A 26,220-nucleotide genomic window follows, 5' to 3' on the forward strand; every position below is an offset into this window, starting at 1 on the left:
GGAAGCGGCGTGGACCGCGCGGGTCCCGCCGCACCGCCGCGGGACCCGCGTCAGCCCGTCCCCGGGCGCCTCAGGCGGGGCGTCGCGCCGCGATCAGCCGGATGCCGAGCGCCGCGTCCTGCCACGCGGTGCGCACATGCCCCAGCCCGGAAGCCGCCAGCGCGCCCTCGACCTCGCCGTCCTCCGGAATCCGCCCGCCTGCGAGCGCGAGGTCCAGGCGCGCCGCCGCGGCCCCCAGCGGGCGTTTGGGCGGCAGCGGACACGGCAGGACGAGCCAGCCGCCGGGCAGCAGCGCCGTCGCGGTCGCGGCGACGGCCGCCCGCAGCTCGGCGCCGGGCAGCCAGGCGAGCGCGAGCCGGTCGTCCACAGCGAAGCCCGCCTCCGTGCCGTTCATGGCGTCGTCGACCCGGACCCGCACTTCTCCACCGCCCACGGCCACCGGCTCCGGCTCCAGCGCGAGCACCGGCACAAACGGGATATGACGCGCCAGCTCGACGGCCGCCCGCCCGCCGTCCCCGGCCGCGCAGCCCACCTGAGCCCCGGGCCGGTCCAGCAGCTCCGGCAACCCCTCCAGCCTCCCCAGCAGGGAGTTGACCAGGACGTCCGCCAGCGCCGCCGCCTCCCCACCGCATCCGGTCAGCGACTCCCGCCCCGCGCCCGGCTTTCCGTCCCGCAGCCGGACCCCGCCGTCCAGCGCGCGCCGCAGCCGCGCCGCGAACGCCGAGGCGCGCGGGCCGCCGATCAGCACCCGCTCCAGCCCCTCGTCGGCGGCGTAGCGGCCCTCACCGCCCTCGCCGTCCCGGCGCGCGACCGAGGCGGCCACCAGGACCTCCAGCAGCCCCTCGGCGAGGGCCGGTGGCAGTTCCCCGGACTGGGCCGCGGTGAGCGAGTCGATGCCGATCTCGCCCAGCGGCCGGTCGCCCGGCAGCCGCCGGCCGTCGAGGCCGAGCAGCTCTCCGATCAACGAGGGCAGCCAGGCGCCGGCGGACCTGGCGGTGCCGTCGCGGTGTTCGGTGGTGATCGCGTCCTCCTAAGGTCGGCCCGGCGCCGGCCCCCGGTGCTGCGGCGCGAGCCGCAGCGGCACGAGGGAGAACGCCCGGTCGTCGTCGTCAAGGTCGGTCAGCCGGCGCACCAGCCGCTCCTCGGCCTCCCGGTCCGGCCCGACCGGGAAGCCCAGCCGCTCGACCACGCGGCGCAGCGCGGCCGAGAGCCAGGCCCGGTCGGCGGCCAGGCCGCCGAGCGCCTCACGGCGCCACAGCCAGGTGTGCAGACAGCAGGCGCCCGCGTGCACCAGACAAGTGCCGGCGGGCCGCCTCGTACGCCTCGGAGTCGCGCGCCGTGCCGAGCGCGCGCAGCGTCTCCCGCGTCTCGTCCCGCACCTTCAGCAGGGTGTGCCCGAGCGGGGACAGCTCCTGGTCGTCGCCCAGCGCCGCCACCGCCTCGTCGAGGAGGTCGACCACCTCGTCGGCGGCGCCGTAGGTGAGCGCCGGGCGCTGGTCCCGGGGCGCCACCGGCGGCACCGGCTCGCCGAACCCGAACAGGTGTACTGGAGCAGGGCCAGCCGGTCCGGCCGGATCTCCGGCAGGGAACCCACGTCTGCCGGGTCTGCCGGGTCGGTCAGGTCGGTCGCGATCAGCCGGGGGGTGCGGCCGGCGAGCGCCGTGGTGAGCCACTCGGCCAGCAGCGGGGCGAGGTCCGAGGTGGTCAGGACGGTGTCCGAGCCGGTGTCCTCGACGATGGCGGCGAGCCGCGGCATCGTACGCGCCGGCCGGGCCGGGTCGGGCGGGAAGGCGGGTACCGCGGGAACCCCGGCGTAGAAGCAGCCGAACAGCCCCGCGAGGTAGTCCAGGCCGGGCGCGAAGGGCAGCAGCGCGGGGTCGGGCCGCCCGCCGGTGGCGGCCGTCAGCCCGGCCGCGACGGCCCGTGCCCGGGTGTCGAGATCGGCGTAGGTGATCTCGGCGGCCGACTCGTCGGCCTCGACGAACCGGTAGGCGAGGGCGTCTGGCGAGCTCGCCGCACGTTCACGCAGCAGCCGCGCGAAGCTTCCGGCCCCGCGCCCCTGTGGACCGGCCAACTGAGCCGTCACCCCCCGTGGTGGACACGGCGAGCAAGTGTTACAGCGACATTGACGGTTGGTCAACGATCTTAGGACGAAGGGACGGGTGCCAGTCCGTGTGCGATCCCGCACCTAATTGGCGAATTGCTGAGATTTCGCCGTCCCAGTACATCCGGTATTTCGGAGATGCCCTCGGTTTGTTCGGTTCGGTTTGGCATCAACTTGCCTGCTTCTCCGATCGCTTGATCGCTGGAAGCCGAAGGCCAGTACGCTTCTGATCCATGGTGACGCCAGAGGTAGAGCCTTACATCCGGAAGAAATTCGCAGAGAACGCGGGGCTTACGGAAGAGCAGCTGTTCGTGGCCGATGCGACATTGACCGATTTGATCGCCCTCAGCCCGCGAATGACCAACAGCATCGACCTCATGGAAGCGTTTGCGCGCACCGCGAACGCATTACGCAAGGACTACGGTGTGCGGGTACGGCTCCCGGCGCTTCCTCTCGATACCCCGATAACGACCGTACTGAAGACCTTCCTTGACGAATTCGAGCGTCAGCAAAAGGAGACGGTCGCATGAGCATCGCGGAGACCGATCGCACCTCGGCCCCGGCCGTCCGCCGTGCGGCCGCCCCCACCGGGCCGCCCGCCATCATCACCGACCTCTATGACGCGCTGACCAAGCGCGGCATGTCCCTGGTCGACGTCACCTGGGAGCAGCAGCGGCTGCACGAGTCCCGGCGGTGGAGCGTCGTGGACATGCTGGAGGCCGTGGACCTGGACAGCCTCACCCCGCTCGACCGCAACCTGGTCTGGAACGCGGGCCGGGCCGAGCTGACCACCAAGCCGGGCGCGGACCGCCTCGAGCGCCAGTCGGAGGCCGAGGTCCGGCGCTGGCAGGACAAGAACCCCACGATCGCCTCGATCATGGAGGCGTGCGGCACCTGGAGCCGCTACTGGAACGAAGAGGAAGCCCACCACGAGACGGTCTTCAACCGGTTGGCCGACCTCAGTGGGATGGAGCCGATCTCGGACGAGACCTTCATCCAGTTCCGCCAGGTCTTCCCCGACGACGACATGCTCCGCACCCTGGTGCTGCTCGCCATCTCGGAGATCACGGCCGCGGTCAACTACGGCCAGTGCCAGCACGTCATCGAGGACCCGGGGCTGCGCCGTATCTTCAAGCAGGTCGCCGCCGACGAGATTCAGCACCGCAACTACTTCGTCTCCTTCGCCAAGGCGCTGGTGGACAGCGGCGAATACCCGGCCAAGGACGCGTTCGCGGTGGCCCACCTCTTCCTCCGTGAGGACGGTGAGCTACAGGGGAGCGCCCGGACCCAACTGGAACAGCGCGGGTCGCATGTGAACTGGTGGGACCAGCTCGAAGTGGGCGACAACGACTTCCGCCCCGAGGCGCTGGAGAAGAAGGAGCAGCTGATCTGCGGCGCTCTGAAGAAGATCACCGGGATCGAGGTCCATTCCCGTGAAGAGGTCGAGGACACGTGGATGTATCTCGTCGGGAGCTGATCGGTCTGGGGCACGACCTCCAGCTGATCAGTGAACTGGAGGTCGCTTCCTCGCTCCGCGAACCCGATGTCTTCTTCACCCGCGGAGAACTGCGCCACTTCGAATCGAAGGTCTCTCCTCTGGAGAGCATGGCGGGGGCGTTCGCGGCCAAAGAAGCTCTTTTCAAAGCAATTCCGGCGGCCGCTGAAACCTGGTTCTGGACCGATGCCGAGCTGGTCCACGACCTCCATGGCGCACCGCGGTTCCAGACCCATGGAGCGCTGGCGGGCCATCTGGCCCGGTACCGGCTGTGGGTGAGCGTTTCGCTTTCGCACAGCGGCGGCTTTGTCTCCGCCGTGGTCATGGTGACCGGCGGGACCTCGGCACTGACACGTTTCTTCGATACGACCAATCGGGCGGTACGACGTGTTTTTCGGCGAATCCCGGCTGACCCTGCCGGTACGCCCCAATGACCTCGATGCGCTGGGGCATGTGAACAACGCGGTCGCGCTCGAATACCTGGAGGCCGGGCGGTGGGACTGGCTCGGCCGCCAGGGCCTGGTGCACGGCGATCGCATGATCGCGGTGGTGGCCCGCACCGAGATCGACTACCTGGCGGAGATCCCGCGCGGCCGGATCGAGGTGTGTACCTCCCTCGAGTCGCCGTCCGCGGAGGAGTTCGACGAGGACGACCTCACCTTCCGGGCGCGGTTCCGGCAGCGCGTCCACCTCCCGGAGGTGGCGCGCCCCGCGGTGGACGCCCTGATCACCGTGGCCTTCCTGGACGCCGCCCAGCGGTGCCTGGTCTCGATGCAGGACTTTCTCGCGGCCTCCGCCGTCTCGAACTGAACCGGCAGGAATGGAGAGCGCGATGAGCACGGCAGCTGATCCGGCCCGTGAGCCGGCGGAGACCGAACGCTGGGTGCCGACCTCCGACGGCCATGAACTGCACCTCAGGCAGGTGCGACCGGGGACCGGCGACGGGGGAACGCCCGGCGTGCTGTTCCTGCCGGGCCTGTTCTCGGACGGCGGCTTCTTCCTCGGCAGATCGGGGGAGGGGCCCGCGAAGGCGTTTCTGGACGAGGGCTTCACCGCGTATGTGGCCTCGCTGCGCGGCCACGGCCCCAGCCGCTGGCCCGAGCGGCGCGCCTACGACTGGAACTTCGACACCTATGTGCGCCACGACGTGCCGGATCTGGTCCGGGCGGTGTCGGCCACCCACGACGGGCCGCTGTTCGTCCTGGCCCACAGCATGGTCGGCTATGCGGCCCTGGCCGCGCTCGGTGTCGACCCCGATCTACAGAAGCGACTCGCCGGAGTGGCCACCGTCTCCTCCGCGGTCAACGACTACAGCGATGGCGGACTGTCCAAACGGGCCCAGCTGACCTTCTCCTCGGTGATCTCCCGGCTGGTCGGGCGGTTCCCCGCGCGCGCACTCAAGCAGGGCCGCTGGGACGAACCGCCCGGGCTGATGAGGCAGTTCGCCGCCTGGGCCCCGTCCGGCGCCTTCCGCAGCGCCGACGGAGCGACGGACTACTGGCAGGCCCTCGGCCAGGTGACGCTGCCGGTGCTGGTCGGGATCGGCGCGGGCGACTCCTTCCACGCGTCCCCCGCCCGGGCCCGGAAGCTCGCCGACCACCTGGGCGGCGGCGCCGAGTTCACCGTATTCGGGCGGGAGACCGGGCTCAGCTGGGACCCCGGCCATGTCGATGTGCTTCGCGGCGCCCGCGCCCAGGAGCAGGTGCTGCCCCGGCTGGTGGCCTGGATGCGCGGGATCACGTCACCCGGCGACGCCACCGACGACACGACCAAGGAGTAGGAGAGGCGCGGTGCTCGAGCACATTCAGCGCAACCAGGAGAGCCCGCCCGAACGGGGCCTGTACCTGTACGACAAGTTCATCGACCCGCCCGAGTTCATCAGTTACCGGGACTTCCCCGAGCAGGTCGCCGCGTACGCCGACCACTTCCGCGACCAGGGGATCGAGCCGGGGACGCGGGTGCTGTTCCCCTTCGAGACCTCCAGCGCGGTGATCTTCGCCTTCCTGGGCCTCATGGAGCTCGGCGCCGTCCCGCTGTCGGTCAAGCCGCTGGTCCTGGACACGCCCAGGGACTCCTATCTGGACTTCCTGGGCCGGGTCGCGCGGGACTACGAGGCGGCCCGCGTGCTGGAGGTCCCGACCCTGGCCACGCTCGACCTGCCCGTCCCCGGCCTGCCGCTGCCGCCGGCCGGGATCCGCAAGCCGGGCGCCCGGCTGCGCACCCCCGCCGCCGACGAGCTGGCGTTCGTCCAGTTCTCGTCCGGGTCGACGTCCTTCCCCAAGGGGGTCCTGGTCCGGCAGGACATGCTCCGCGCCAACCTGACCATGATCACCCGCACGGACGACCGGAAGCCCGAGGAGCGGGTCAGCAGCTGGCTGCCGCTCTACCACGACATGGGCCTGGTTGGCGGCTTACTGTCCTGCCTCGCCGTGGGGTGCGATCTGCTGCTCGCCGAGCCGATCACGTTCCTGTTCGACGCCCGTGGCTGGTGGGAGCACATGGCCCGGGAGGGCGCCGCGGGCACGGTGATCCCGAACTTCGCGGTCGACTACTCGCTCAAGCTGATGCAGGACCTCGACGCCGAGGAGCTCGCCGAGATCGACCTGTCCCGGGTGCGGTCGATCTACCTGGGCAGCGAACCCATCAACCTGCCCAACCTCGACGCCTTCCTGGACCTGATGGCCCCGGCGGGGCTGCGGCGCGATGTGTTCATGCCCTGCTACGGCATGGCGGAGGCCGTGCTGCTGGTCTCCAGCCGCCCGGTGAGCAGCGAGATCCGGGTCGTCTCCACCCCTGCGGGGGTGCCGGCCATCTCGGTGGGCCGGCCGATGCCGGAGTACACGGTGCGGCTGCGCGACGAACAGGGCCGGGTGTGCGAGGACGGCCAACTCGGCGAGATCGAGCTGACCGGCGGCAGCCTGGCCGACTCCTACCTCGACAAACAGGCCCCGCTGACGGGGGACGACGGCTACTACGCCACCGGCGACATCGGATTCCTCGACGACGGCGAGCTGTTCGTCACCGGCCGGATCAGCGACCGGATCAAGGTGGGCGGCCAGAGCTACTTCGCCGCGGACTTCGAGCAGGCGCTGGAGCAGCTGGAGTTCGTACGCGACGGCCGCACCGCCGTACTTCAGACCGGCCCGGACATCGTCGTCCTGACCGAGGTGGACCGCTCGGCGCGCGAGGACATCGAGGGCAGCCGCGCGAAGATCGTCGACCATCTGGTGCGGAGGGTCGGGGTGACGGTGCGGGCCTCGGACGTGCACTACGTACGCCCCGGCCAGCTGGAGCGCACCAGCAGCGGCAAGCTCCGGCGGCGCGCGATCGCGGAGGCGTATGAGCAGGGGCGCCTGAAGGGGTTGACCTTCGACCTGCCCGCGGGCGCGTAGTCGCGACCGGGTGGACCTGTACGGCTCCGCCGCGCCGGGCCCCGCCCCAGACCCCCGTCCGGGGGCGGAGCCCAAGCCGCGCGGCGGAGCCGCATATTGATGACCCGGGGCTACTTCGCCCCGAGCACCAGGGCCAACGGCGACTTCTCGCCGGAGTCCGTCGAGGGTTTCGAGGCGCTGTTGTTCCCGATGTAGAGCCGTCCGCCGGCGTAGATGACCTGATGGTGCAGCGACACGCTCTCGATGAACGCGGTCTCCTCGGGGTTCTGCATCAGCTTCTTCTTCTCGTACGACTTGGTGTCGACGCGCCAGACCGCGCTGCCCTGGCTGAGCGTGGCCTCCTGGTAGGCGATGAGGGAGCCGTCCTTGTCGAGACTGACCGGCACCAGCGGGCCGCCCTCGGCGCCGTCGGCCTTGGCGGCCACCTTGCCGGTCTTCAGGTCGATGGCGACGATTTCGTTGGACGGGCCCGACTCGGCGCTCGCACGGTAGTCCGTGCCCAGGTAGAGCGTGTTGGCCGACTTGTTGACGACGATCTCCGCGCAGCCCCCGACGCTGGTCGCCTCGCAGTCGGCCTCGTACTTGCCGCCCTGCATGCCGAACTTGCTCAGCAGCTTGCCCTCTTTGCCGCTGTCGTCGACCGCCAGGAAGTCGGAGACCCCCGACCCCGACGAGCCGCCCGCGTTGACCCCGAGGACCAGCGGGTCCGTGGACACCACATGGACGTACTTGATGCCCGTGGTGACCTTGTACGAGGACTTCACCGCCCGCGTCTTCGGGTCCACCGTCTGGACCTCGAGCTGCGGGCTCCCGGACACCTCGCACTCGCGCACCGCGATCAGCTTCGGCCCCTCGCCGACATAGCCGTTGTCCGAGCAGTCCTCGTCATCGTTCGGCATCCACAGCGGCTTGCCGTCGATCGACCAGGCCGCGCCGCCGCTGATGCCGCCCGCTGCGACGGTGTCGCCACCGATGGACACCTCGTCGAACATGATCGGCCTGTCGGAGGCCCATTCGCCGGTCTCCCTGCCCTGCTTCGTCCAGAGCAGCTTGCCCTTCTTCAGGTCCACCAGGCCGATCTGGGTGCAGACCGGGTTGTCCGTTGAGTCGTCCTGGAACAGGACCGCGGTCAGGCCCGCCTCGGTGACCTGCGGCGATGCCCAGCAGAGCTCGCCCTTGAGCGGGATCTCCCACGAGGCGGAGCCCCCGGCGAGCGGATAGCCGACGATCTTGTTGACGTCCGACTTGACCCAGTTCTTGTCGGTCACCCACATGCCGGGGGTGTTGACCAACTCGTCGACCTTCGGCATCGGGATCTTGTTCAGCAACTGCGCCTCGACGGCCGCCCCGTCCGCCGAGGTGCCGCCCTTCCCGCCCCCGCCGTCTCCGGAGTCCTTGCCCACGGCGAGCCAGACACCGCCGGCGACCAGCGCGATCGCCACCACCGCGCCGACGATGACCCCGATGGGCGACTTCGACTGCTGCCGCCGACGGCTCGCCCGGCCCCCGCCGGGCGGCGGGCCGGGCGGCGGGCCGGGCAGGGGCCCTTGCTGCGGCATGTGCGGCATGTGCGGCATCTGTGGCTGCTGCATGAGTGGCTGCTGCGGCATCTGCGGTGGGGCCGGAGGCCCCGGGGGGCCCGGCGGCGGATAGCCGTATCCGGGCGGCGGGGGCGGCTGGGACATCCCAGTTCTCCTTCTCGCAGGGGTGGTCGCACGGGTCGCACGAATATGTGGACCGGCAATGTGAAGCGGCAGCGAGAAGGATTTCTATCAAACACGCGCCATTTATGCACGCCGCGGGTCCGGATACCCGGAAAACCGCAGTTCACGCGATTACTGATCTAAATTCCAGTGGAAATAATCCGTGGATTATTTTCCGAATTCCGCCTGCCGGGGGCCGAGCACCGTCCGCACATAGTCCTCGACCGCCGCCTCGAGTCCCACGTCCCGGCCCGTCTGCTCGCACAGCAGCCAGCGGTGTTCGAGCAGTTCGTGGTAGATCTGCGCGGTATCGGTGGAACCTCGCAGCTCCAGGGGCACGGCCCGCACGGTGGGCCGGAAGACGTCGCGGACCCAGCGGTGCGCGAGAACCTCCGGGCGCGCGCCGAGCGGATCGCCCGGAGCGTAGTCGTCCTGCGAGACCATCCAGGTCTCCAGGTCGTTGAGAAGGCTACGGGCCTGATTCTCCTCCGCGTCGAGACCGGTCAGCCGCAGCAATTGCCGCTGATGATGTCCGGCGTCCACGACTTTCGGCAGAAAAGTGACCGTATCCCCGTCTGGCGAGCTCTGGATCTGCATTTCCGCGACATCGAAACCGAGATCGTTCAGCCGCCGCACCCGCCGGTCGATGTAGTGCCGCTTGGTCAGCGGATAGACCGACTCACGGGTCAGCTCGTGCCACAGCTCGTCGTACCGCTCGACGATGGCGCGGCCGAAGAGCACCGGATCCACCGAGGGGTGCAGCGACCCGCCCGCCTCCAGGTCCATCAGCTCGCCCGCGATGTTCACCCGCGCGACCTCCAGGTCATAGCTGCGCTGCCCGCCCGACAGTCGCGGATGGAGCTGCCCGGTCTCCGCATCCACCAGATACGCGGCGTACGCGCCCGCGTCCCGCCGGAACAGGGTGTTGGACAGCGAGCAGTCGCCCCAGGCGAAGCCGCTCAGATGCAGCCGCACCAGCAGCACGGCGAGCGCGTCCAGCAGCCGCTTGATGGTGCCGGGCCGCATTGTCGTCTCGAACATCGACCGGTACGGCAGCGAGCCCACCAGATGGCGGGTGATCAGCGCGGGCTCCAGCGGCTCCCCACCTTCATCGGTCCGCCCCGTCACCACCGCGACCGCGTCCACGGCGGGCACGGCCAGCCGGTCCAGGTCCCGCAGCAGCCCGTACTCCCGCACGGCCGCCCACTCGCCGACCTCCTTGACCGCGACCACCTCCCCGCCCGCCCGCGCGAACCGCACCACATGGCGCGAGATACCGCGTGGCAGCGCGACCAGATGCTCGTCCGGCCACTGCTCCAGTGGGACGCTCCACGGCAGGTCCAGGAGGGCGGCCGGGTGCTCGGGGGAGGTCGCGGTGATTTTGAGGTCCATGGGAAACCAGTGACACACCAGCGCGCCGGAGTCCAGGGTCCGGCGCCCAGCAGCGACGGGCATCACACCTGGCCGGGGGCCATTGTCGGACCCTGGCCCTACGGTTCTCACAACGCCGTCCACACCGGAGGGGCCATGACCTTCGCCGCCCGTCTCGTCACCACGCTCGCCGCGCCCCTGGACCTGGCCGCGGCGGACGCCCCGGCCCCGCAGATCGGGCCGGAGGCCCGGCTGGTCGTGCAGCGTGGCGATGCCGAGGTGGTGGCCTACGACCTCGATGAGTGCGCCGCCGGGGGCGAGGCCGCGAAGGTCCGCTTCCCGGCGCCCTGGCCGCGCCGCTTCGGCACCGTCACCGTCTCCCCGCGCCTGGACCTCGCCGTCTTCGCCGGGGTGCACGCGCTGCGCGCCGTGGACACGGTGGGCGTGGTGCGGTGGGAGGTCCGGCACGGCTGCTGGGACGGGAGCTGCCGCGAGCTGCACACGTCGTTCGACGCATACCCCGAGTCCCACGGTCATCTGTACGCCGACAGCGGCTCGGCGGCCGTCGCGGCCGACGGCAAGCTGGTCTGGGCCCATATCCGCGGCCCGCTCGCTTCGGACGCCGACCCCGATCCGGCCGCGCTCGACGAATGGCTGGTGCTCGACGCCGCGGACGGCAAGGTGCTGGCCCGGGTGGACGCGCAGACCGCGGCCGCCGGATCGGACCATGTGCCCCACCCCGACCCCGGGCAGATGGGCCTGAGCGTCGGCGAGGGCCAGGACGGGGTGCCGCTGCTGTGGGGCCGCTGGGACGGCCGGACGCTCACCGTGGACCGGCTGGGCGGCGACGACTGGGTGCTGCTGGCGGTCAGCCCGTCCGGCGACCGCTTTCTGACGGTCACGCACTACCAGGAGACGCTCGCCGTGCACCGCGCCGCCGACGGTTCGGTCCTCGCCGGGGCGGACGCCGCGACCGCCGTGCCCCGCCACCCCGAGATGCCCCCGGACAGCGACGAGGAAGAGCCGTACTGGGACTACTACGCCGGCTTCCTGGACGAGGACACCGTCATCGCGGCCACGGCCGGGAGCGACGAGGAGTTCGGCGCCGAGCGCCACTGGCTGCTGGACGCGGCGCGGATGGGAGTGGCCGGGCAGATCGACTACCCGTTCCCCATATCCGGCTGGCCCACGGCGCTGGGCGACGGCACCTGGCTGACCCGCTCCGAGGCCGGGGACGCCCTGCACCTGTGGACCCGGTGAGCCGGCTCAGCTCAGGGTGTCGAGCCAGCGGGTGAGGCGGCCCCCCTCGCGGGTCATGATCTCCGGGTCGCGCAGGGTGTTGGCGAGCAGGGACATGCCCTGGTAGGCGCTTACGAGCGTGAGTGCCAGGCCCTCGGGGTCGGCCATGCCCAGCTCGCGGTACTGCCGCTCCGCCCAGTCCAGCAGCTGCCGGATGACATGGCCCGCCACCAGGTCGAGGCCGCCTTCGGCGCGTTTGCCGATCTCGCTGGCGAGGGTGCCGGTGGGGCAGCCGTAGCGGGCCGCGGTGTCGCGCTGCCCGACCCACGCGGCCACCAGCCCCTTGAGGCGTTCGCGCGGGTCGGGGAGCTGGTCGAGCTGGTCGGTGAGGGCCTTCAGATGGGAGACATGCTCGGCGAGGGCTGCCTCGACCAGCTCGTCCTTGGTTTTGAAGTAGTAGTACACATTGCCCGCGGGGACATCGGCGGCGCGGGCGATATCGGCGATGGTCGTGCGCTCCAGCCCCTGCTCGTGCAGGACTCGGGCCGCTGCGGCCGTCAGTCGCTGCCGCTTGCCGACGGCCTTCTGCCGACGAGGTGGCGCATCCGCTGAGTCAGTCACCCGACTAACTATAGACAACCGGTGGTCGGACTGTGCTAGCGTCGTCCGCGACGGGTTAGTCAGTCAACTAACTAACTCGACGGCCAACCTCTGGAACAGGGAGAACAACATGATCGTGGTGACCGGTGCGACCGGAAATGTCGGGCGGGCGCTGGTGCGGACGCTCACCGAGGCCCAGGTGCCGGTGACGGCCGTGTCCCGGCACATCACCGACGCCGACGCGGCCCCGGAGGTGCGGGCGGTGGCCGCCGACCTGGCCGAACCGGCCGGTCTGCGGGACGCGTTCGAGGGAGCGGAGGCGCTGTTCCTGCTGGTGGCGGGGGAGGACCCGCAGGGCATCCTGGGCGTGGCGAAGGCCGCCGGGATCCGCCGCGTGGTGCTGCTGTCCTCGCAGGGCGCGGGGACCCGCCCTGAGGCGTACGGGCACCCGCGCCTGTTCGAGGCGGCCGTACGGGAGTCGGGGCTGGACTGGACGGTTCTGCGCTCGGGCGGAATGGACGGCAACGCCTTCGCCTGGGCCGAGTCGATCCGCACGCGGCGGGAGGCCGCGGCGCCGTTCGGCGATGTGGGCCTGCCCTTCATCGACCCCGACGACGTGGCCGCGGTCGCCGCCGCCGTCCTGCACGACCAGGCCCCCCACCAGGGCGCCACCTACACCCTCACCGGCCCCGCCCCCACCACCCCGCGCGAGCGGGCAGCGGCGATCGCGGCCGCGCTGGGCGAGCCGGTGCGCTTCACCGAACAGACCCGCGAGGAGGCCCATGAGCAGATGGCGCGGTTCATGCCGCTGCCCGTGGTCGAGGGCACCCTGGCCATCCTGGGTGAGCCGACCGAGGACGAGCGGCAGGTGAGCCACGACGCCGAACACATCCTGGGCCGGGCGCCGGGCACCTTCGCAGCCTGGGCCGAACGCAACGTCGCGGCCTTCCGGTGAGGGTGCCGACGACAGCGTCGGCCGAGGACTTCCTCGCCGAGTCGCACATAGCGACCCTGACCACCTTGCGCCCCGACGGCTCGCCCCACGTGGTCGCGGTGCGCTTCACCTGGGACGCCCGGGCGAGCCTCGCCCGCGTCCTGACCGTCGACACGACGCGCAAGGCCAGGAACCTCACCGCCGTGCCGGGCGGGCGCGCGGCGCTCTGCCAGGCGGTGGGGTTCCGGTGGGTGACGCTCGAAGGTTCCGCCACCGTGCACGACGCACCCGATCGGGTGGCCGAGGGCGTTCGCCGCTACACCGCGCGCTACAGGACGCCGCCGCCCGCCCCGCCCGGCCGCGTGGTCATCGAGATCGCGGTCGACCGCTTCACACGCCTCAACCTCCACTAAACGGACCGGATAAGGGAACCGAACATGCCCGTCCTCCACATCCACGACTCGACCATCCACTACCAGGAGTCCGGCACCGGCGTGCCGATCGTCTTTCTGCACGGCAACCCGACCTCCTCCTACCTGTGGCGCCACGTCATGCCGGCCGTAGGAGCCGGACGGCTGCTGGCCCCCGACCTGATCGGCATGGGCGAGTCGGGCAAGCCCGATATCGACTACACCTTCGCCGACCACGCCCACTACCTGGACGCCTGGTTCGACGCGCTCGACCTTCAGGACGTGGTGCTCGTCGGGCACGACTGGGGCGGCGCGCTGGCCTTCGACTGGGCCGCGCGCCATCCGGACCGGGTGCGCGGCATCGCGTTCACCGAGACCATCGTCAAGCCGATGGCCTGGGAGGAGTTTCCCGAGGGCGGCCGGGAGCTGTTCCGGGCGATCAAGACCGACGGCGTCGGCGAGGCGATGATCCTCGACGAGAACGCCTTCATCGAGCAGGCCCTGCCCGGCACCGTCGCCACCCCCCTCAGCCAGGGCGACCTCGACGTCTACCGCAAGCCCTACCCCACCCGGGAGAGCCGGCTGCCGCTCCTGCGCTGGCCGCGCTCGATGCCGCTGGGCGGTGAGCCCGCCGATGTCGTGGCCAGGATCGAGGCGTACGACCGGTGGCTGGCGGCCAGCCCCGACGTGCCCAAGCTCCTGCTGACGTTCGCGCCCGGGCCGGGGGCCATGATGCAGGCGGACACCATCGCGTGGTGCGCGGAGAACATCGCCGCCCTGGAGATCGAACACTCCGAGGCCGTCGCCGGGCATCACACCCCCGAGGACCAGCCCGTACTGATCGCGGAGGCCGTTTCGGCCTGGGCGGACCGACACGGCCTCCGCCTCCCGTGAACCCGGTTCCGGTCCGTGAGCGCGGCGGCGCCTGAGGGGACCGGCTCTGCCGCGCGGACCCGGCTCAGCCCAGCGGACGCGGGCTGGGCCACCGCTGGCCGGCGGCCCACTCCGCGAAGGAGGTCCAGGCGACGTCCGGGAATTCGGCGCGCAGCGCGGCGATGTCCACGGCATAGCCGGTCTCGGTGAGGAACGTGAACATGGCCCCCATGTCCTCGCTCGCCCGCCGCACCAGGTCCAGCGGCACATGGCGGTACGCCACCGGCCCGCCCGCCGCCTCGGCGATCGCCTCGGCCATCTGCCGGGGCGTGGGCGCGTCGCCCGCGACCTCCACCCGCCGTCCGATCCACCGCTCGGGGTCGGCGATCACCGCGGCCACCACCGCGCCCAGGTCGCGGCGGGCGATCTGCTGGAGCGGAGTGTCACCGGGGATCGCGAGCGACAGCAAGCCCTGGCCGATCTCGTCCAGGCCGCCCAGGGCGTTCTCGAAGAAGTACGTCGGCGCGACCACGGTCGCCGGCAGGCCCGCCTCCGCCAGCGTCTGTTCGATCCGCGCCTTGCTCTCGAAGTGGGGAATGCCGGTGGAGCGGTCCGCGGAGGCCACCGAGGCCAGCACCAGATGCGCCAGCCCCGCCCGGCCGGCGGCCTCGACGATCGCCTGCCCCTGCCGCACCTCCGCGTCCGTGCCCGACTCGAACGGCGTGGTCACCGCGTACGCCGCCGACACACCCTCGAACGCCGCCGTCAGGGACGCGGCGTCGGACAGGTCGCCGGGGAACACCTCCACCCCCTGCTCGGCGAGCCGGCGCGCCCGCGGCGCCGCGGCGTCACGTACCACGGCCCGTACGCTCTGCCCGGACGCCAGCAACGCCTGTGCCACCGCGCCGCCCTGTCCACCGGTGGCTCCCAGCACTGTGATCATGCGTACTCCGTAGAACGGCCGAGACCGCCGGCCTCGGAACTCGATGGGCGCGCTCGTGCCCCGTGCGCCCCATGGTTGTACACGATCATGGTCGGCTCAGGTTCGGTGGCACCCGGTCACCGTGTCGCAGGATGGCGCGGAGGGCGGCGCGGGCCACGGACTGGCTGCGCGGGCGGCGCTCGGCGTCGTCACGGGACAGCGCGAGGCGGCTACCATGGGCGGACGAGGACGGCGCCGACCTTGCCGGGCCGCACCGCGTGCTCCACGGCGCCGGTCAGCTCGCCGAGGCCGTACACAGCGGCCACGTCGAACTGGTCCGTGAGCCCCAGCGCGATCTGCTTCGCGGTGGCGACGTCGGACGCCCGCCGCTCGGCGGAGGCCTCGGACAGCCACCAGCCGATGACGTTCTTGCCCCGCAGCGTCAGCGACTTGCTCAGCAGGGTCGAGGCGTGCACCGAGATCGGCTCCTCGGCGATCTGCCCGTAACTGACCAGCTTTCCGCCCGGCGCCAGCAGATCCAGAAGGCTCTCCGCCGGCTTCCCGCCGATCGGGTCGAAGGCCACACTCACCGGACGGCCGCCGACCACCTTGCGTACCTCGTCGGTCCAGCCCGGGTGCTCCGTCGACACGACCGGCACGTCCGGGAACCGTTCGCGCAGCACGGCGGCGCCGCGGTCGCTGCGGACGACATTGACGAGTGGCAGGTTGTGGAACCGGCACACGCCCGTCACCAGCCGCCCGACCGACGAGCCCGCGGCGGTCTGCACCAGGAAGCCGTCGTATCCAAAGGCCAGGTGCTCCTGCGCCTCACGGCGCAGCATCACCGTGGTGAGCGGGTTCACCATCATCTGCGCGGCGACCTCGTCCGACAGCTCGTCCGGTACGGCGACGACCACCTCGGCATCGGCCACGATCCACCGGGCCCACGCCCCCGGATGGAGGAAGACCGTGACCCGGCCGCCGACCTCGACACCCGGTGCCACGCGCGTGCCCGGGCCGATCGCCTCCACCACACCGGTGGCCTCCACACCGGCCGGAACCGGCTGCGCGGCCGTCCCCGGGTAGGCCTCGATGGCCTGGAGATCGCCCGGGTGCACCGTGAAGGCCGTGGTGCGGATGAGGACCTGGCCGCGCTCGGGTGCCGTCGGATCGGGCTCCTCGACGACGGTCAGGACCTCGGCGGGCGGCCCGCCGCGGGTGTGGACGACACGACGGTTCATGATGAGCGCTCCGCGGTTCTCGGCCGTCGGCCGCCCACGGCGACCGGTTCGCCGCTCATGGGCCGGTGACCAGGTCGGCGTGCGTCCGGACGAAGTCGGCCACGTCGGCAGGGGGCCGTCCGGTGACCCGCTGCACACCGTCCGCCTTGCGGTCGTACCGGTTCTCCGCATGGAGCCTGGCCATGGTGGTGATGTGCTGGAAGACGTGGTCGGGCAGGTCCAGCGGCCTGAGATCGTGATCGATCCACTCCTCCAGGGGGACGTCGCGGTAGCCGACCGGCCGGCCCAGGCACGCGGACACCTCCTCCGCCATGGCGGAGATGCCCTCCGAACGGGGGCCGGTCAGCTCGTAGATCCGCCCGATGTGCGGAGCGGGGTCGGCCAGGATCTCCTCCACGACCGCGGCGACGTCGTCGGCCGCCACCGGGGAGGTCTTCGCCTGGCCGAAGGGCAGCCTGATGGTGCCCGTCTTCGCGATCGAGGAGAAGCCGACGCGGAAGAGCGGGTTCTCCATGAACACGGTGGGCCTGATCTCGACCACGGGCAGGCCCGACCAGTCGAGGGCCTGCTCGACCAGCCACTGCTGCCGGTGCTGGTCCGACTCGGAGGTATGGGTGAGGTCCATCTCGGAGACGGTCAGCTGCGACATGTTCACGAGCACCTCCAGGCGCCCGTACACGCGCGCGGCGACCGCCGTCGTCAGGGCCGCCTCCAGGTACTGCGCCGACACGCCCATGCCGAAGTACATCCGCCCGCAGCCCTCCAGGGCGCTCTCGACCTCGCCCGCCCGCGTCAGGTCCATGACCACGACCTCGGCGCCGGTCGCCCGCAGCGCCTGCGCGCGGTCGTCCTCGCGACGCACCGCGGCCCGGACGGGCAGGCCCCGTCTCCGGAGGCCCTCGACGACCGAACGTCCGACGGCGCCGACACGGCCCGCGGCGCCGGTCACCAGGATGGGCAGCGCGCGCGCTCCCGGAGGTCGGTCCATAGCAGCACCGTGCGACGCACACGGCCCGGCCGCAACCGGAACCCTTGCGCCCCGGCGGCGACGGCGGGGACGATGTCGCGGCTCCATGGGCAATTCCGTCGAACCGGGGGTCTTCCCTTGGCAGCCGTCACCACGTCGACGTCCACGTCGACGTCCACGTCGACGTCCACGCCGTCCGGACACGCCGCCGACGCCATGGCGGTGTGTCCTACCTCGAGCGCATGAGTTGCACGAGAACCTCTGCCTCGCTGTGCTCGATGTCCTTCGTCGCGGTCAGCAACGTCACAGGGCCGGTCCGGGCCTCGTCACGCAGATGACGGAATGCCTCGGCCCGGTCCGGTTCCGTCAGTTCGGTCTTGTAGCGGCGCTTGAACTCGGCGAATTTGGCGGGCTGATGGCCGTACCAACGGCGCAGCTCATCGGATGGCGCCACCGCCTTGAGCCACTCGTCCAGATGGGCCTTTTCTTTGGACAGGCCGCGAGGCCACAGCCGGTCCACCAGTACGCGCCTGCCGTCGGACCGTTCGGCCTCTTCATAAACGCGGCGCGAGCGCACCTCCTGCATGGCACCGTCATCCCTTCTCGAGTCCCCGACGTCCGCACCGACGGCTGACTCGGCCCGCCATGCGATGCGGTCCTCCTACGATTATTACCTTCAGCCACTCGGATTTGCTCCGGGCCGGTTCAGTGCTCGCCCGGGCTGCGGCGCAACGGTCTGTTGCGGGCGAGGCGAGGACTCCCAAAACCCTTCGCACCCGCTCGCCTCGCCCGGTACGGTCTCGACCGGCAGTTCCCACGCTGAGAGTAGGTTTCGTCAATGGCATGTCGTATCAGTGAGCTCGTGCTCGGTTGCCGCGACCCCGAGGCGCTGGCGCGGTTCTGGTGCGAGGTCCTGGACTTCGTGGTGCTCGATCGCGAAGAGGACGGCAGCCTCGAGATCGGGCCGCGCGAAGGGTTCGGCGGCCCGCAGCCGACGATCATCCTCAGCCGCAGGGACGAGCCGGAGCCGGGGAAGTCCCGGCTGCACATCGACGTCAACGCCACCGACCGCGATCAGGACGCCGAGCTCGAACGCCTCCTGAAGCTCGGGGCGCGCCCGGCCGACATCGGCCAGACCGGCGAGGAGCAGTGGCACGTTCTTGCCGACCCTGAGGGCAATGAGTTCTGCCTGCTCAAGGCCCGCCTCAACCCGCTCTGACGGTTCTGTGTCCCCGGTGCGGTCCTAGCAGCCCGACCGACCGGCCAACCCGGCCGGTCGGGCCGGTCAGCCGGTCAGGGGGCCGTCGGGGTGCGGAAGTAGTGGCCCTTGTCGAGGTCGTCGACGAGCCCGGGGTGGGTGGGCCGCCACCCCAGCAACTCGCGGGTCAGCGCGCTCGAGGCCGGGCCGTCGGACGCGAGGAAGCCGGCCAGCCACGTGAAGTGCTCGGCCGAGTCCTCGGGGGAGACGGAGGCGACGGGGATGCCGAGATGGCGTCCGATCACTTCGGCGATGTCGCGGATCGGCACGCCCTCCTCGGCGGTCGCATGCAGCACCGATCCCGCCGGGGCCTTCTCGACCGCAAGGCGGATGACGCGCGCCGCGTCGAACCGGTGCACCGCGGGCCAGCGGTTGGTGCCGTCGCCGATGTAGCCGGAGACGCCGCGGGCGCGGGCGATGCCGACCAGCGCCGCCATGAAGCCGTTGTCGCCGTCGCCGTGCACCGTCGGGGCGAGCCGCACGACCGATGAGCGGATGTCGCGGGACGCGAAGGACAGCGTCAGCTGTGCGTTGGCGTGCCGCCCGGCGCCCAGGGAGGCCGGGTCGTCGGAAGTGCCGTCCGCTTCGGTGGCCACGCGCCCAGGTGCGAGCCCGAGTGTCCCGGCGGCGATGACCAACGGTCGCCCGGAACCCGCGAGCGCGTCGCCAAATGTCTCGATGGCGCGGCGATCCGCCTCGGTGGCGTCCTGGAAGCCTCCCGAGAAGGCGAGGTCGTGCTTGAAGGCGAGGTGGATCACGCCATCCGAGGCGGCAGCCGCGCTCCGCAGGCCGTCGAGGTCGTCGAGGGTGCCGCGCCGCACCTCCGCCCCGGCCGCGGTGAGCGCGGCGGCCGAGTCGTCCGAGCGGGCGAGCCCGACGACCTGATGGCCTGCGCCGATCAGTTCGGGAACAACGGCGGAGCCGATCCAGCCGGAAGCGCCGGTGACGAAAACACGCATGAGAAAACCTCCGCTAAGCCGGCCGTCCCTGCCGCACGGCATGACGCGGCGACCGGGACGCACCGATAGGCGATGTCAGTCACTGTCATGGACCGTAGCACGGCTGATGTCATTCGCTGTCATCACGTAAGATCGGCGGCATGAGTCGATGGGAGCCGAACGCGCGCGGGCGGCTCGAGCAGGCGGCGCTGGACCTCTACAGCGAGCGCGGCTTCGAGCAGACGACGGTGGCGGAGATCGCCAAGCGGGCGGGGCTCACGGAGCGCACGTACTTCCGGCACTTCGCCGACAAGCGCGAGGTCCTGTTCGGGGGCACGGGCCCGCTCCACGACCTGTTGATGAACACCGTCGCCGCCGTGCCCGAGTCCACGGCGCCGATCGCCGTGGTGACCGCGGCCCTCGACGCGGTCGCCGCCGTGTTCCAGGGGCGCCACGCCCACTCCCGGAAGCGTCAGGCCGTCATCGTCGCCAACCCGGAGCTCCGGGAACGCGAGTTGATCAAGATGGCGGCCTGGTCCGCGGCGCTGGCCGACGCGCTGCGCCGGCGCGGCGTCGCGGACCCGGCCGCGAGTCTGGCCGCGGAGGCGGGGATCGCCGTCTTCAAGGTCGCGTTCGAGCGCTGGGTCGGCGAGGCCGAGGATCGAGGCCTGGCGCGGCTCGTCCGGGAGTCGTTCGACGAGCTCAAAGCCGTCACTGTGGGGGAGTGACGATTCCGGCCTCGATGTGGGCGAGTTGGGCGGCGAGGATCTCTTCGAACGCGGCGCGGCGGTCCACCCCGAGGGGCCGGACGTCGCGGGCGAAGTGGGCCAGGGCGGGGAAGCGTTCGGGGTCGGCGCCCAGTACCGCGACCCGGAACAGCTCCATGCCCTGTTCGTACTCTTCGGGGGTGATGGTGCTGACCCCGGCCTCGGAGGCGATCAACGAGGCGAGGAGGATCGCGATCCGGTGGTAGCGGGCCGGGATCTCCTCGTCGGGCAGGCCCGACGCCCGCAGGGCCTGTAGCACCTCTTCCATGACCAGCCGGGAACCGGTGCCGCTTGACGCATAGCGTCCCCAGACCGCGGCGAGCTGAGGCTGCCGGCCGAAGGCCTCTCTCACGCGCAGGGCCAGCGCGGTGATGCGCTGCTTCCAGTCGCCCTCGGGCCGGTAGCCGTCCATGGCGGCCAGGAGGATCCGGTCGGCGACCGCCCGCAGCAGTTCGGTCTTGCTGCGGAAGTGCCGGTAAAGGCTGGAGGAATCGGTCCCGAGCGCTGCGGCCAGCTTGCGCACGCTGAACGACTCGGCGTCGCTCGTGCGCAGCAGCTCCGCCGCCGCGTCCAGGATCTCCTCGGTCGACCAGCGCCTTCGGCCTGTCATCTCGCTCTCGCTCCTCTCGTCCGGACTCAGCATAATCTATGCACTTGCTGCTGCACGCACTGCGTGCATAATGAGGACATGCGAAGAGAAGGGGAGAGGGAGACATGAGCGAGGCCACTGAAGTGAAACGGCCACCGGAGCCGGACTTCTCGGCGATAACGGCCGAGGAACTGGCTGCCTACCGCGACGCGGAGAACCGCTTCCGGGCGTCCAGCGCGGCGCGGGCGCTCACCGGGAATCCGGATCCGGGCGCCGCGATCGACTGGCGGCAGGTGGCGCTGCCCGGCCGCGAGCTGCCGGTCCGGGTGTACCGGCCGGCGGCCGAGAACGGCGGCAAGGGGGCCGACCGGGCGGAGTTGCCCCTCGTGCTCCACGTCCACGGAGGCAGTTTCGTGGGCACGGCGGTGCAGTGCGACTGGACCAACAGCCACCTCGCCGCCCAACTGCCCGCACTCGTCGTCTCGGTCGAGCACCGCCTCCTCGACCAGGAAACTCCGCTGTCGGCGGCCGCCGACGACGCCTGGGACGTGCTTCAGCACGTGGTGCGGCACCCCGCGCGGTGGGGCATCGACCCGGCGCGCACGGTCGTCTTCGGCGAGAGCTGCGGCGCGTTGATCAGCGCACTGACGGCGATCCGCGCCAGGGAGGCCGGCCTGCGGCTCGCGGCACAGGTGCTGGTCAACCCCGCGGTCGACGTGACCGAGACGATGTTCGACTACGCCTCGATCGCCGAGTACGGGTACCACCCGACCCGCGCCATGCCACAACTGCGCCTGTTCCAGCGGCTCTCCGTCCCACCGGGAACCGACACCCGCGCGCTCTCGCCGCTGTACGCCGACAACCTGAACGGGCTGGCCCCGGCGCTCCTCGTGGTGCCGACCCAGGATGCGGTGGCCGATCACGGCCGCCGCTATGCCGAGCGGCTGCGGGAGGCCGGGACATCCGTGCGGCTCACCGAATACCCGGGCGCGAGGCACGCGTTCCTCACCCTGCCGGGTGTGGAGCCGCAGGCCGAGGCCGCCCGTACGGAGATCCTCGACTTCCTCCGAGCCGCCATCACCGCGGGCCCCGAAAGGAATGCAATCCGATGACGATGCCGAAGACACGGTATGAGCGAGGGGCCGTCGCGGCGATGTACGCGGGGCTCGGGCTCACCGTCGTCGCGACGATCGCCCCGTACGCCGACCGCGCCACCACCCATTTGCTGGCCGATCACATCCGGGCCGGCTACCCCGCGTTCAGCCGGCCGCGTGTCGACTCGGCCGTCACCACTTACCTGGTCCTGCTGTCCGTCATCGGAGCGCTCGGTGTCCTCGCCTGGCTCGGGACGGCCTGGGCGGTCAAGGCGGGCAAGCGGTGGGCCCGGCCCGCCGCGACCGTGATGTTCGTGCTCGGCACAAGCGTCGGGCTGACCGGGCTGCTCACCGAGGACACCTCCGGTGAGGCCGGCCTGCCGCCGGTGCTGGGCTGGGCCGGCCTGGCTCCCGGCCTGGCAGGACTCCTGGCGGTCGCGTTGCTGTGGAGACGACCTCGCCCGGTGACACAGTGAAGCGCATCGGCATCATCGGGGTGGGCGAGATCGGCCGGGCCATCGTGGACGGCCTGTGCGACCGGGGCGACGATGCGCCCGAGGTGTTCCTCTCCCCGCGCGGAGCCCGCACGGCCGCGGAGCTGTCCGAGCGCTACGAGGGCGTGCGGGTGTGTCCCGACAACCAGGCGGTGGTGGACCGCTCCGAGACCGTGATCATCGCCGTACGCCGTCAGGACCGGCACGAAGCGCTCGCCGGCTTGGCGGTGGCCGACGACAAGATCGTGGTCAATGTGATGTCCGGCGTCGGCAACGACGATCTGCGCCGGACGCTGGCCTCCGATGCCCCGCTCGTACGGGCCATCCCCCTGCCCGCCATACGCGAACGCCGCTCCGTCACGGTGACGTACCCGTCCCACCCGGTAGTGGACTCCCTCTTCGAGCACCTGGGCGGGGCGCTCCCGGTCGCGGACGAGACGGCCTTCAACGTCCTCTCCGCGGTGACGGGGACGCTGACCACCCACTACCGGTACCTCGCCACACTCACGTCGTGGGCCGCGGGCCACGGCATCGCCTCCGGTGACGCGGACCGCTACGTCCGCGGCCTCTTCCAGGAGGTCGGCCGCGCACTGGGCGACCAGACCCGCACCCTGGAGCAGCTCGCGGCCAACCACGAGACCCCGAAGGGGAACAACGAGCGCATCCGCACCACCTGGTTCACCCCGGCCAACTCCGCAGCCCTCGCCCAGGCCCTCGACGGCCTCCTCGCCGACCTCACGGAACCCCTGCACGCCTCTTGACGTGGACGCGTCGCTGCTGCCTCACTGTTAGGAATCTTTCCTATCAGTCAGTCGACCGGGAGGACTCCTGTGGCACCCATCCCCCGCAGACCGCGCCGAGCGGTCGGTGCCGTCGTGGCCGCGGCCACCGCGGCGTTAACCATCGCTCTGCCGAATCTCAGCGCGGCCCAGCCCTCCGGGGCCCAGCCCGCCGGCGCGAAGGCCGCGCCCGTGCGGTACGAGGCCGAGTCCGCGGTCATCTCCGCGGGCGCGGCCGAGTCCAACCACGACGGCTACTCCGGCTCCGGATTCGTCAACTTCGACAACCAGGTCGGCAGCTACGTCGAGTTCACGGTGAACGCCCCTGCCGCGGGCAGCGCCACCCTCACCCTCGGCTACGCCAACGGCACCGACGCCAACCGCCCGCTGGACATCGCCGTCAACGGCGACCTGGCGGCGGACGACCTGGCGTTCCCGTCCACCGGCGCCTGGACCACCTGGTCGTCGGTGACCACGACCGTCACCCTCAAGGCCGGTGCCAACACCATCCGTACGACCTCGGCGGCGGCCGAGGGCGGGCCCAACCTCGACTACGTCGATGTCACCGCCGCCGACGGACCGGCCGGCAGGGACTACGAGGCCGAGTCCGCCCAGATCTCCCAGGGTGCCGCCGAGTCCAACCACGACGGCTACTCCGGCACCGGATTCGTGAACTTCGACGTCGTCGCGGGCGCCTACGTCGAATTCAGCGTCGACGCGGCACAGGCCGGCCCCGCCCGGCTCGACTTCCGCTACGCCAGCTCCTCCGCCGACCGCCCGCTCGACATCGCCGTGGGCGGCGCCACCGTCGCCGACGACCTCTCCTTCCCGGCGACCGGCGCCTGGACCACCTGGAAGACGGTCAGCGTGAACGCCACGCTCAAGGCCGGAAGCAACAAGGTCCGCGCGACCACCTCCGGCGTCGACGGCCCCAACCTCGACAAGCTGACCGTCACCCCGACCGGCCCCGCCGACACCGAGCGGCCGACCGCCCCCGCGAACCTCCGCAAGGACAAGGAGCCGACGGCCACCACCGTCTCGCTGGCCTGGGACGCGGCGGCCGACAACGTGGGCGTCACCGGCTACGACGTCTACCAGCACGGCCAGTTGATGAAGAAGGTCGGCCCGGACGTCCTCGCGGCGACCGTCGAAAACCTCGACCCCGAGACCTCGTACGACTGGACCGTCTTCGCGCGCGACGCGGCCGGAAACGCCTCAGAGGCGTCCAACGCCGTCACCATCGCGACCCTGCCCGCCCCGCCGGACACCGAGCCGCCGACCACCCCCGGCAACCTGACCTCCCCCTCGAAGACGGCCACGACCGTCGATCTGTCCTGGGCCGCGTCCAGCGACAACGTCAAGGTCACGGGCTACGAGATCTACCGCGACGGCGCCCTGTCCGGCACCTCCGAGACCACCACGACCAGCGTCGCGGGCCTGACCCCGAACACCGCGTACGCCTTCAAGGGCAGGGCGTACGACCTCAAGGGCAACAAGTCCCCCTTCACCCCCGAGATCACGGTGACCACCTCCGGCACCCAGCCCGGCGGCACCCCCGACCCCGGTACGGTCAGCACCCTCGCGAGCGGGGTGGACGTCGCCTGGGGCCTCGGCTTCCTGCCCGACGGCACGGGCGTCTTCACCGAGCGCAACACCTTCAACGTCTACAAGCTGACCAAGTCCGGCACGAAGACCCTGGTCGGCAAGGTGCCCAACTCCCAGACCACCGGCGGCGAGGGCGGTCTGCTGGGCCTCGAGGTCTCCCCGACCTTCGCCACCGACCACTACCTCTACTTCGTGCACACCTCCAGCGAGGGCAACCGCATCGCCCGCATGACCCTGGAGAACAACACCCTCAGCGGCTACAAGGTGCTGCTCCAGGGCATGGAGAAGAGCCGCTACCACAACGGCGGCCGGCTGCGCTTCGGCCCCGACGGCAAGCTGTACGCCTCCATGGGCGACGCCCAGACCGAGTCGCGGGCCCAGGACCGCAACTCGCTCAACGGCAAGATCCTCCGGATCAACCCCGACGGCTCCATCCCGTCCGACAACCCCTTCGGCAACGCCGTCTGGTCGCTGGGCCACCGCAATCCGCAGGGCCTGGACTTCGACTCCAAGGGCCGCCTGTGGGAGTCCGAGTTCGGCAACAGCGTCATGGACGAGGTCAACCTCATCCAGAAGGGTGGCAACTACGGCTGGCCCAACTGCGAGGGCACCAGCGGCGACTGCTCCGGCTCCGGCTACATCGCCCCGAAGAAGACCTGGTCCACCTCCTCGGCCTCGCCCAGCGGGCTGACCATCATCAATGACCATGTCTTCGTCGCCACCACCGTGGGCAAGCGCGTCTACCGGATGCGGATCGACTCCTCGTCGAACCTCGTCGAGCAGAAGACGTACTTCCAGGGCACCTACGACCGCCTGCGCACGGTCGAGGTCGACCACGACGGCGACATCTGGCTCACCACCTCCACCGACAAGGACGGCACGGACGGCAACGACCGCGTCCTGCGGATCGACATCGTCTACTCGGACGACGGCACGGCCGGTGACTTCAAGCTCAGCAGCAGCGCCTTCAACGACAACGCGACCATCCCCACCCGCCACACCTGCGCCGGGGACGGCACGGCCGGCCAGGACCCCTCGCCCCCGCTGGCCTGGGGCACCGGCACCACCGGCGCGCGCAGCTGGGCCATCGTCTTCGCGGACGTCGCGAACAGCGGCAACAAGCTCCACTGGGCGATCTGGGACATCCCGGCCGCCAAGCTGTCCCTGCCCGAGGCGCTGGGGTCCGGATTCAACGTCCCCGGCCAGGGCGGCGCCAAACAGAAGGCCATGGGCAGCGGCGCGAATGCCCAGCAGTACTTCGGCCCCTGCCCCGGCGGTTCGACACACCCGTACACCTTCACGCTGTACGCGGTGAACACCGCGACCCTGCCCGGGATCGACTCCGGCTCGTCGATGGCCCAGATCGAAACGGCGATCAAGAACGCGAGCACGGCGAACGTGAAGCTGCGCGGCAACTCGAACGCGGGCACGTAGCTGTCGAGGTC

Annotated in this window: 28 protein-coding genes; 16 read left to right on the forward strand and 12 right to left on the reverse strand. The window is 71.1% G+C overall.

Going from position 1 to position 26,220, the window contains the following annotated elements; all coding sequences use genetic code 11:
- Nucleotides 1–70 precede the first annotated feature (70 nt).
- The 3 genes from ACH4S9_RS03155 to ACH4S9_RS03165 all read right to left on the reverse strand — a co-directional run bounded on the left by ACH4S9_RS03155 (nucleotide 71) and on the right by ACH4S9_RS03165 (nucleotide 2,074).
- The gene (locus ACH4S9_RS03155) at nucleotides 71–964 is read right to left on the reverse strand and encodes a hypothetical protein (protein WP_398369433.1); all 894 of its coding nucleotides are present in this window, start codon (nucleotides 962–964) and stop codon (nucleotides 71–73) included.
- A gap of 66 nt (nucleotides 965–1,030) precedes the next feature.
- Nucleotides 1,031–1,291 carry a hypothetical protein gene (locus ACH4S9_RS03160; protein ID WP_398369435.1) on the reverse strand — a complete coding sequence of 87 codons (261 nt, stop codon included), beginning with the start codon at nucleotides 1,289–1,291 and terminating at the stop codon, nucleotides 1,031–1,033.
- 90 nt (nucleotides 1,292–1,381) lie between these two features.
- Nucleotides 1,382–2,074 (reverse strand): AMP-binding protein, encoded by a 693-nt coding sequence (locus ACH4S9_RS03165; RefSeq protein ID WP_398369437.1) that lies wholly within the window; start codon nucleotides 2,072–2,074, stop codon nucleotides 1,382–1,384.
- Between the two features lie 263 nt (nucleotides 2,075–2,337).
- Here ACH4S9_RS03165 and ACH4S9_RS03170 point away from each other — a divergent pair, with 263 nt between their 5' ends.
- From ACH4S9_RS03170 to ACH4S9_RS03195, 6 genes are read left to right on the forward strand one after another with little or no spacing between them, the layout of a single operon-like run.
- Complete coding sequence (locus ACH4S9_RS03170) at nucleotides 2,338–2,634, forward strand: hypothetical protein (RefSeq protein ID WP_311722521.1); 297 nt, start codon at nucleotides 2,338–2,340, stop codon at nucleotides 2,632–2,634.
- Nucleotides 2,631–3,581 (forward strand): acyl-ACP desaturase, encoded by a 951-nt coding sequence (locus tag ACH4S9_RS03175; RefSeq protein WP_398369439.1) that lies wholly within the window; start codon nucleotides 2,631–2,633, stop codon nucleotides 3,579–3,581. Before ACH4S9_RS03170 ends, ACH4S9_RS03175 begins: the two co-directional genes overlap by 4 nt.
- Nucleotides 3,557–4,033: a holo-ACP synthase gene (locus ACH4S9_RS03180; RefSeq protein WP_398369441.1), complete on the forward strand. Its 477-nt coding sequence runs from the start codon at nucleotides 3,557–3,559 to the stop codon at nucleotides 4,031–4,033. Before ACH4S9_RS03175 ends, ACH4S9_RS03180 begins: the two co-directional genes overlap by 25 nt.
- Nucleotides 4,034–4,052: 19 nt before the next feature.
- Nucleotides 4,053–4,409: an acyl-CoA thioesterase gene (locus ACH4S9_RS03185; RefSeq protein ID WP_398369443.1), complete on the forward strand. Its 357-nt coding sequence runs from the start codon at nucleotides 4,053–4,055 to the stop codon at nucleotides 4,407–4,409.
- Between the two features lie 22 nt (nucleotides 4,410–4,431).
- Nucleotides 4,432–5,379: an alpha/beta fold hydrolase gene (locus tag ACH4S9_RS03190; RefSeq protein WP_361182624.1), complete on the forward strand. Its 948-nt coding sequence runs from the start codon at nucleotides 4,432–4,434 to the stop codon at nucleotides 5,377–5,379.
- 10 nt (nucleotides 5,380–5,389) lie between these two features.
- Nucleotides 5,390–6,991: an AMP-binding protein gene (locus ACH4S9_RS03195; protein ID WP_398369446.1), complete on the forward strand. Its 1,602-nt coding sequence runs from the start codon at nucleotides 5,390–5,392 to the stop codon at nucleotides 6,989–6,991.
- A gap of 110 nt (nucleotides 6,992–7,101) precedes the next feature.
- Here the strand turns inward: ACH4S9_RS03195 and ACH4S9_RS03200 are convergent, their stop codons facing one another.
- Nucleotides 7,102–8,676, reverse strand: coding sequence for a hypothetical protein (locus ACH4S9_RS03200; protein ID WP_398369447.1), 1,575 nt, complete (start codon nucleotides 8,674–8,676; stop codon nucleotides 7,102–7,104).
- Nucleotides 8,677–8,862: 186 nt separating this feature from the next.
- Nucleotides 8,863–10,086: a DUF4032 domain-containing protein gene (locus tag ACH4S9_RS03205; RefSeq protein WP_358845202.1), complete on the reverse strand. Its 1,224-nt coding sequence runs from the start codon at nucleotides 10,084–10,086 to the stop codon at nucleotides 8,863–8,865.
- Nucleotides 10,087–10,221: 135 nt separating this feature from the next.
- Between ACH4S9_RS03205 and ACH4S9_RS03210 the strand changes: the two genes are divergently transcribed.
- Nucleotides 10,222–11,325: a hypothetical protein gene (locus tag ACH4S9_RS03210; RefSeq protein WP_398369449.1), complete on the forward strand. Its 1,104-nt coding sequence runs from the start codon at nucleotides 10,222–10,224 to the stop codon at nucleotides 11,323–11,325.
- Nucleotides 11,326–11,331: 6 nt separating this feature from the next.
- On the opposite strand, the gene ACH4S9_RS03215 is transcribed toward ACH4S9_RS03210, so the two are convergent.
- Nucleotides 11,332–11,925: a TetR/AcrR family transcriptional regulator gene (locus ACH4S9_RS03215; RefSeq protein ID WP_398369451.1), complete on the reverse strand. Its 594-nt coding sequence runs from the start codon at nucleotides 11,923–11,925 to the stop codon at nucleotides 11,332–11,334.
- A 109-nt stretch (nucleotides 11,926–12,034) separates the two neighbouring features.
- On the opposite strand from ACH4S9_RS03215, the gene ACH4S9_RS03220 reads away from it, so the two are divergent.
- Genes ACH4S9_RS03220 through ACH4S9_RS03230 form a run of 3 tightly spaced genes read left to right on the forward strand, consistent with a single transcriptional unit; the run spans nucleotide 12,035 to nucleotide 14,142 of the window.
- On the forward strand, nucleotides 12,035–12,859 hold the full coding sequence (locus ACH4S9_RS03220) for an SDR family oxidoreductase (RefSeq protein ID WP_398369453.1): 825 nt from the start codon (nucleotides 12,035–12,037) through the stop codon (nucleotides 12,857–12,859).
- Nucleotides 12,860–12,861: 2 nt separating this feature from the next.
- On the forward strand, nucleotides 12,862–13,251 hold the full coding sequence (locus tag ACH4S9_RS03225) for a TIGR03618 family F420-dependent PPOX class oxidoreductase (protein ID WP_311722532.1): 390 nt from the start codon (nucleotides 12,862–12,864) through the stop codon (nucleotides 13,249–13,251).
- 24 nt (nucleotides 13,252–13,275) lie between these two features.
- Entirely contained in the window at nucleotides 13,276–14,142 is an 867-nt protein-coding gene (locus ACH4S9_RS03230) for a haloalkane dehalogenase (protein ID WP_385341343.1), read from the forward strand.
- Between the two features lie 64 nt (nucleotides 14,143–14,206).
- On the opposite strand, the gene ACH4S9_RS03235 is transcribed toward ACH4S9_RS03230, so the two are convergent.
- The 4 genes from ACH4S9_RS03235 to ACH4S9_RS03250 form a co-directional block, all read right to left on the reverse strand.
- Entirely contained in the window at nucleotides 14,207–15,064 is an 858-nt protein-coding gene (locus ACH4S9_RS03235) for an NmrA/HSCARG family protein (protein ID WP_361182609.1), read from the reverse strand.
- Nucleotides 15,065–15,273: 209 nt separating this feature from the next.
- Entirely contained in the window at nucleotides 15,274–16,284 is a 1,011-nt protein-coding gene (locus ACH4S9_RS03240; RefSeq protein ID WP_398369456.1) for a zinc-binding dehydrogenase, read from the reverse strand.
- 55 nt (nucleotides 16,285–16,339) lie between these two features.
- A complete protein-coding gene (locus ACH4S9_RS03245; RefSeq protein ID WP_398369458.1) occupies nucleotides 16,340–17,272 on the reverse strand; it encodes an NAD(P)H-binding protein in 933 nt (310 codons plus the stop codon).
- 208 nt (nucleotides 17,273–17,480) lie between these two features.
- Nucleotides 17,481–17,837 carry a DUF488 family protein gene (locus ACH4S9_RS03250; protein WP_311722537.1) on the reverse strand — a complete coding sequence of 119 codons (357 nt, stop codon included), beginning with the start codon at nucleotides 17,835–17,837 and terminating at the stop codon, nucleotides 17,481–17,483.
- Nucleotides 17,838–18,089: 252 nt separating this feature from the next.
- On the opposite strand from ACH4S9_RS03250, the gene ACH4S9_RS03255 reads away from it, so the two are divergent.
- On the forward strand, nucleotides 18,090–18,470 hold the full coding sequence (locus ACH4S9_RS03255; protein ID WP_311722538.1) for a VOC family protein: 381 nt from the start codon (nucleotides 18,090–18,092) through the stop codon (nucleotides 18,468–18,470).
- A gap of 74 nt (nucleotides 18,471–18,544) precedes the next feature.
- Here ACH4S9_RS03255 and ACH4S9_RS03260 read toward each other — a convergent pair whose 3' ends face one another.
- The gene (locus ACH4S9_RS03260) at nucleotides 18,545–19,468 is read right to left on the reverse strand and encodes an SDR family oxidoreductase (protein ID WP_398369461.1); all 924 of its coding nucleotides are present in this window, start codon (nucleotides 19,466–19,468) and stop codon (nucleotides 18,545–18,547) included.
- A gap of 140 nt (nucleotides 19,469–19,608) precedes the next feature.
- Here ACH4S9_RS03260 and ACH4S9_RS03265 point away from each other — a divergent pair, with 140 nt between their 5' ends.
- On the forward strand, nucleotides 19,609–20,175 hold the full coding sequence (locus ACH4S9_RS03265; RefSeq protein ID WP_398369463.1) for a TetR/AcrR family transcriptional regulator: 567 nt from the start codon (nucleotides 19,609–19,611) through the stop codon (nucleotides 20,173–20,175).
- On the opposite strand, the gene ACH4S9_RS03270 is transcribed toward ACH4S9_RS03265, so the two are convergent.
- Nucleotides 20,159–20,824, reverse strand: a complete 666-nt coding sequence (locus ACH4S9_RS03270) for a TetR/AcrR family transcriptional regulator (RefSeq protein WP_398369465.1) — start codon at nucleotides 20,822–20,824, stop codon at nucleotides 20,159–20,161. The two genes, ACH4S9_RS03265 and ACH4S9_RS03270, sit on opposite strands and share 17 nt — an antisense overlap.
- 104 nt (nucleotides 20,825–20,928) lie before the next feature.
- Here ACH4S9_RS03270 and ACH4S9_RS03275 point away from each other — a divergent pair, with 104 nt between their 5' ends.
- From ACH4S9_RS03275 to ACH4S9_RS03290, 4 genes are all read left to right on the forward strand, one after another.
- A complete protein-coding gene (locus tag ACH4S9_RS03275; RefSeq protein ID WP_398369467.1) occupies nucleotides 20,929–21,915 on the forward strand; it encodes an alpha/beta hydrolase in 987 nt (328 codons plus the stop codon).
- A complete protein-coding gene (locus ACH4S9_RS03280; protein ID WP_398369469.1) occupies nucleotides 21,912–22,373 on the forward strand; it encodes a hypothetical protein in 462 nt (153 codons plus the stop codon). The genes ACH4S9_RS03275 and ACH4S9_RS03280 overlap by 4 nt, the downstream gene beginning before the upstream one ends.
- Nucleotides 22,370–23,152, forward strand: a complete 783-nt coding sequence (locus ACH4S9_RS03285) for an NAD(P)-binding domain-containing protein (protein WP_398369471.1) — start codon at nucleotides 22,370–22,372, stop codon at nucleotides 23,150–23,152. Before ACH4S9_RS03280 ends, ACH4S9_RS03285 begins: the two co-directional genes overlap by 4 nt.
- Nucleotides 23,153–23,221: 69 nt before the next feature.
- Nucleotides 23,222–26,209: a PQQ-dependent sugar dehydrogenase gene (locus ACH4S9_RS03290; RefSeq protein WP_398369473.1), complete on the forward strand. Its 2,988-nt coding sequence runs from the start codon at nucleotides 23,222–23,224 to the stop codon at nucleotides 26,207–26,209.
- Nucleotides 26,210–26,220: the final 11 nt, after the last annotated feature.

It is taken from the genome of Streptomyces sp. NPDC021225 (assembly GCF_044332865.1).
Lineage (GTDB): Bacteria > Actinomycetota > Actinomycetes > Streptomycetales > Streptomycetaceae > Streptomyces.

Excerpts from the sequence above, each read along its gene's own strand:
- ACH4S9_RS03170 (WP_311722521.1), top strand. The coding sequence starts at position 2,338 with ATGGTGACGCCAGAGGTAGAGCCTTACATCCGGAAGAAATTCGCAGAG.
- ACH4S9_RS03175 (WP_398369439.1), top strand. The coding sequence starts at position 2,631 with ATGAGCATCGCGGAGACCGATCGCACCTCGGCCCCGGCCGTCCGCCGT.
- ACH4S9_RS03190 (WP_361182624.1), top strand. The coding sequence starts at position 4,432 with ATGAGCACGGCAGCTGATCCGGCCCGTGAGCCGGCGGAGACCGAACGC.
- ACH4S9_RS03200 (WP_398369447.1), bottom strand. The coding sequence starts at position 8,676 with ATGTCCCAGCCGCCCCCGCCGCCCGGATACGGCTATCCGCCGCCGGGC.
- ACH4S9_RS03205 (WP_358845202.1), bottom strand. The coding sequence starts at position 10,086 with ATGGACCTCAAAATCACCGCGACCTCCCCCGAGCACCCGGCCGCCCTC.
- ACH4S9_RS03210 (WP_398369449.1), top strand. The coding sequence starts at position 10,222 with ATGACCTTCGCCGCCCGTCTCGTCACCACGCTCGCCGCGCCCCTGGAC.
- ACH4S9_RS03220 (WP_398369453.1), top strand. The coding sequence starts at position 12,035 with ATGATCGTGGTGACCGGTGCGACCGGAAATGTCGGGCGGGCGCTGGTG.
- ACH4S9_RS03230 (WP_385341343.1), top strand. The coding sequence starts at position 13,276 with ATGCCCGTCCTCCACATCCACGACTCGACCATCCACTACCAGGAGTCC.
- ACH4S9_RS03235 (WP_361182609.1), bottom strand. The coding sequence starts at position 15,064 with ATGATCACAGTGCTGGGAGCCACCGGTGGACAGGGCGGCGCGGTGGCA.
- ACH4S9_RS03240 (WP_398369456.1), bottom strand. The coding sequence starts at position 16,284 with ATGAACCGTCGTGTCGTCCACACCCGCGGCGGGCCGCCCGCCGAGGTC.
- ACH4S9_RS03245 (WP_398369458.1), bottom strand. The coding sequence starts at position 17,272 with ATGGACCGACCTCCGGGAGCGCGCGCGCTGCCCATCCTGGTGACCGGC.
- ACH4S9_RS03250 (WP_311722537.1), bottom strand. The coding sequence starts at position 17,837 with ATGCAGGAGGTGCGCTCGCGCCGCGTTTATGAAGAGGCCGAACGGTCC.
- ACH4S9_RS03255 (WP_311722538.1), top strand. The coding sequence starts at position 18,090 with ATGGCATGTCGTATCAGTGAGCTCGTGCTCGGTTGCCGCGACCCCGAG.
- ACH4S9_RS03260 (WP_398369461.1), bottom strand. The coding sequence starts at position 19,468 with ATGCGTGTTTTCGTCACCGGCGCTTCCGGCTGGATCGGCTCCGCCGTT.
- ACH4S9_RS03265 (WP_398369463.1), top strand. The coding sequence starts at position 19,609 with ATGAGTCGATGGGAGCCGAACGCGCGCGGGCGGCTCGAGCAGGCGGCG.
- ACH4S9_RS03270 (WP_398369465.1), bottom strand. The coding sequence starts at position 20,824 with ATGACAGGCCGAAGGCGCTGGTCGACCGAGGAGATCCTGGACGCGGCG.
- ACH4S9_RS03275 (WP_398369467.1), top strand. The coding sequence starts at position 20,929 with ATGAGCGAGGCCACTGAAGTGAAACGGCCACCGGAGCCGGACTTCTCG.
- ACH4S9_RS03280 (WP_398369469.1), top strand. The coding sequence starts at position 21,912 with ATGACGATGCCGAAGACACGGTATGAGCGAGGGGCCGTCGCGGCGATG.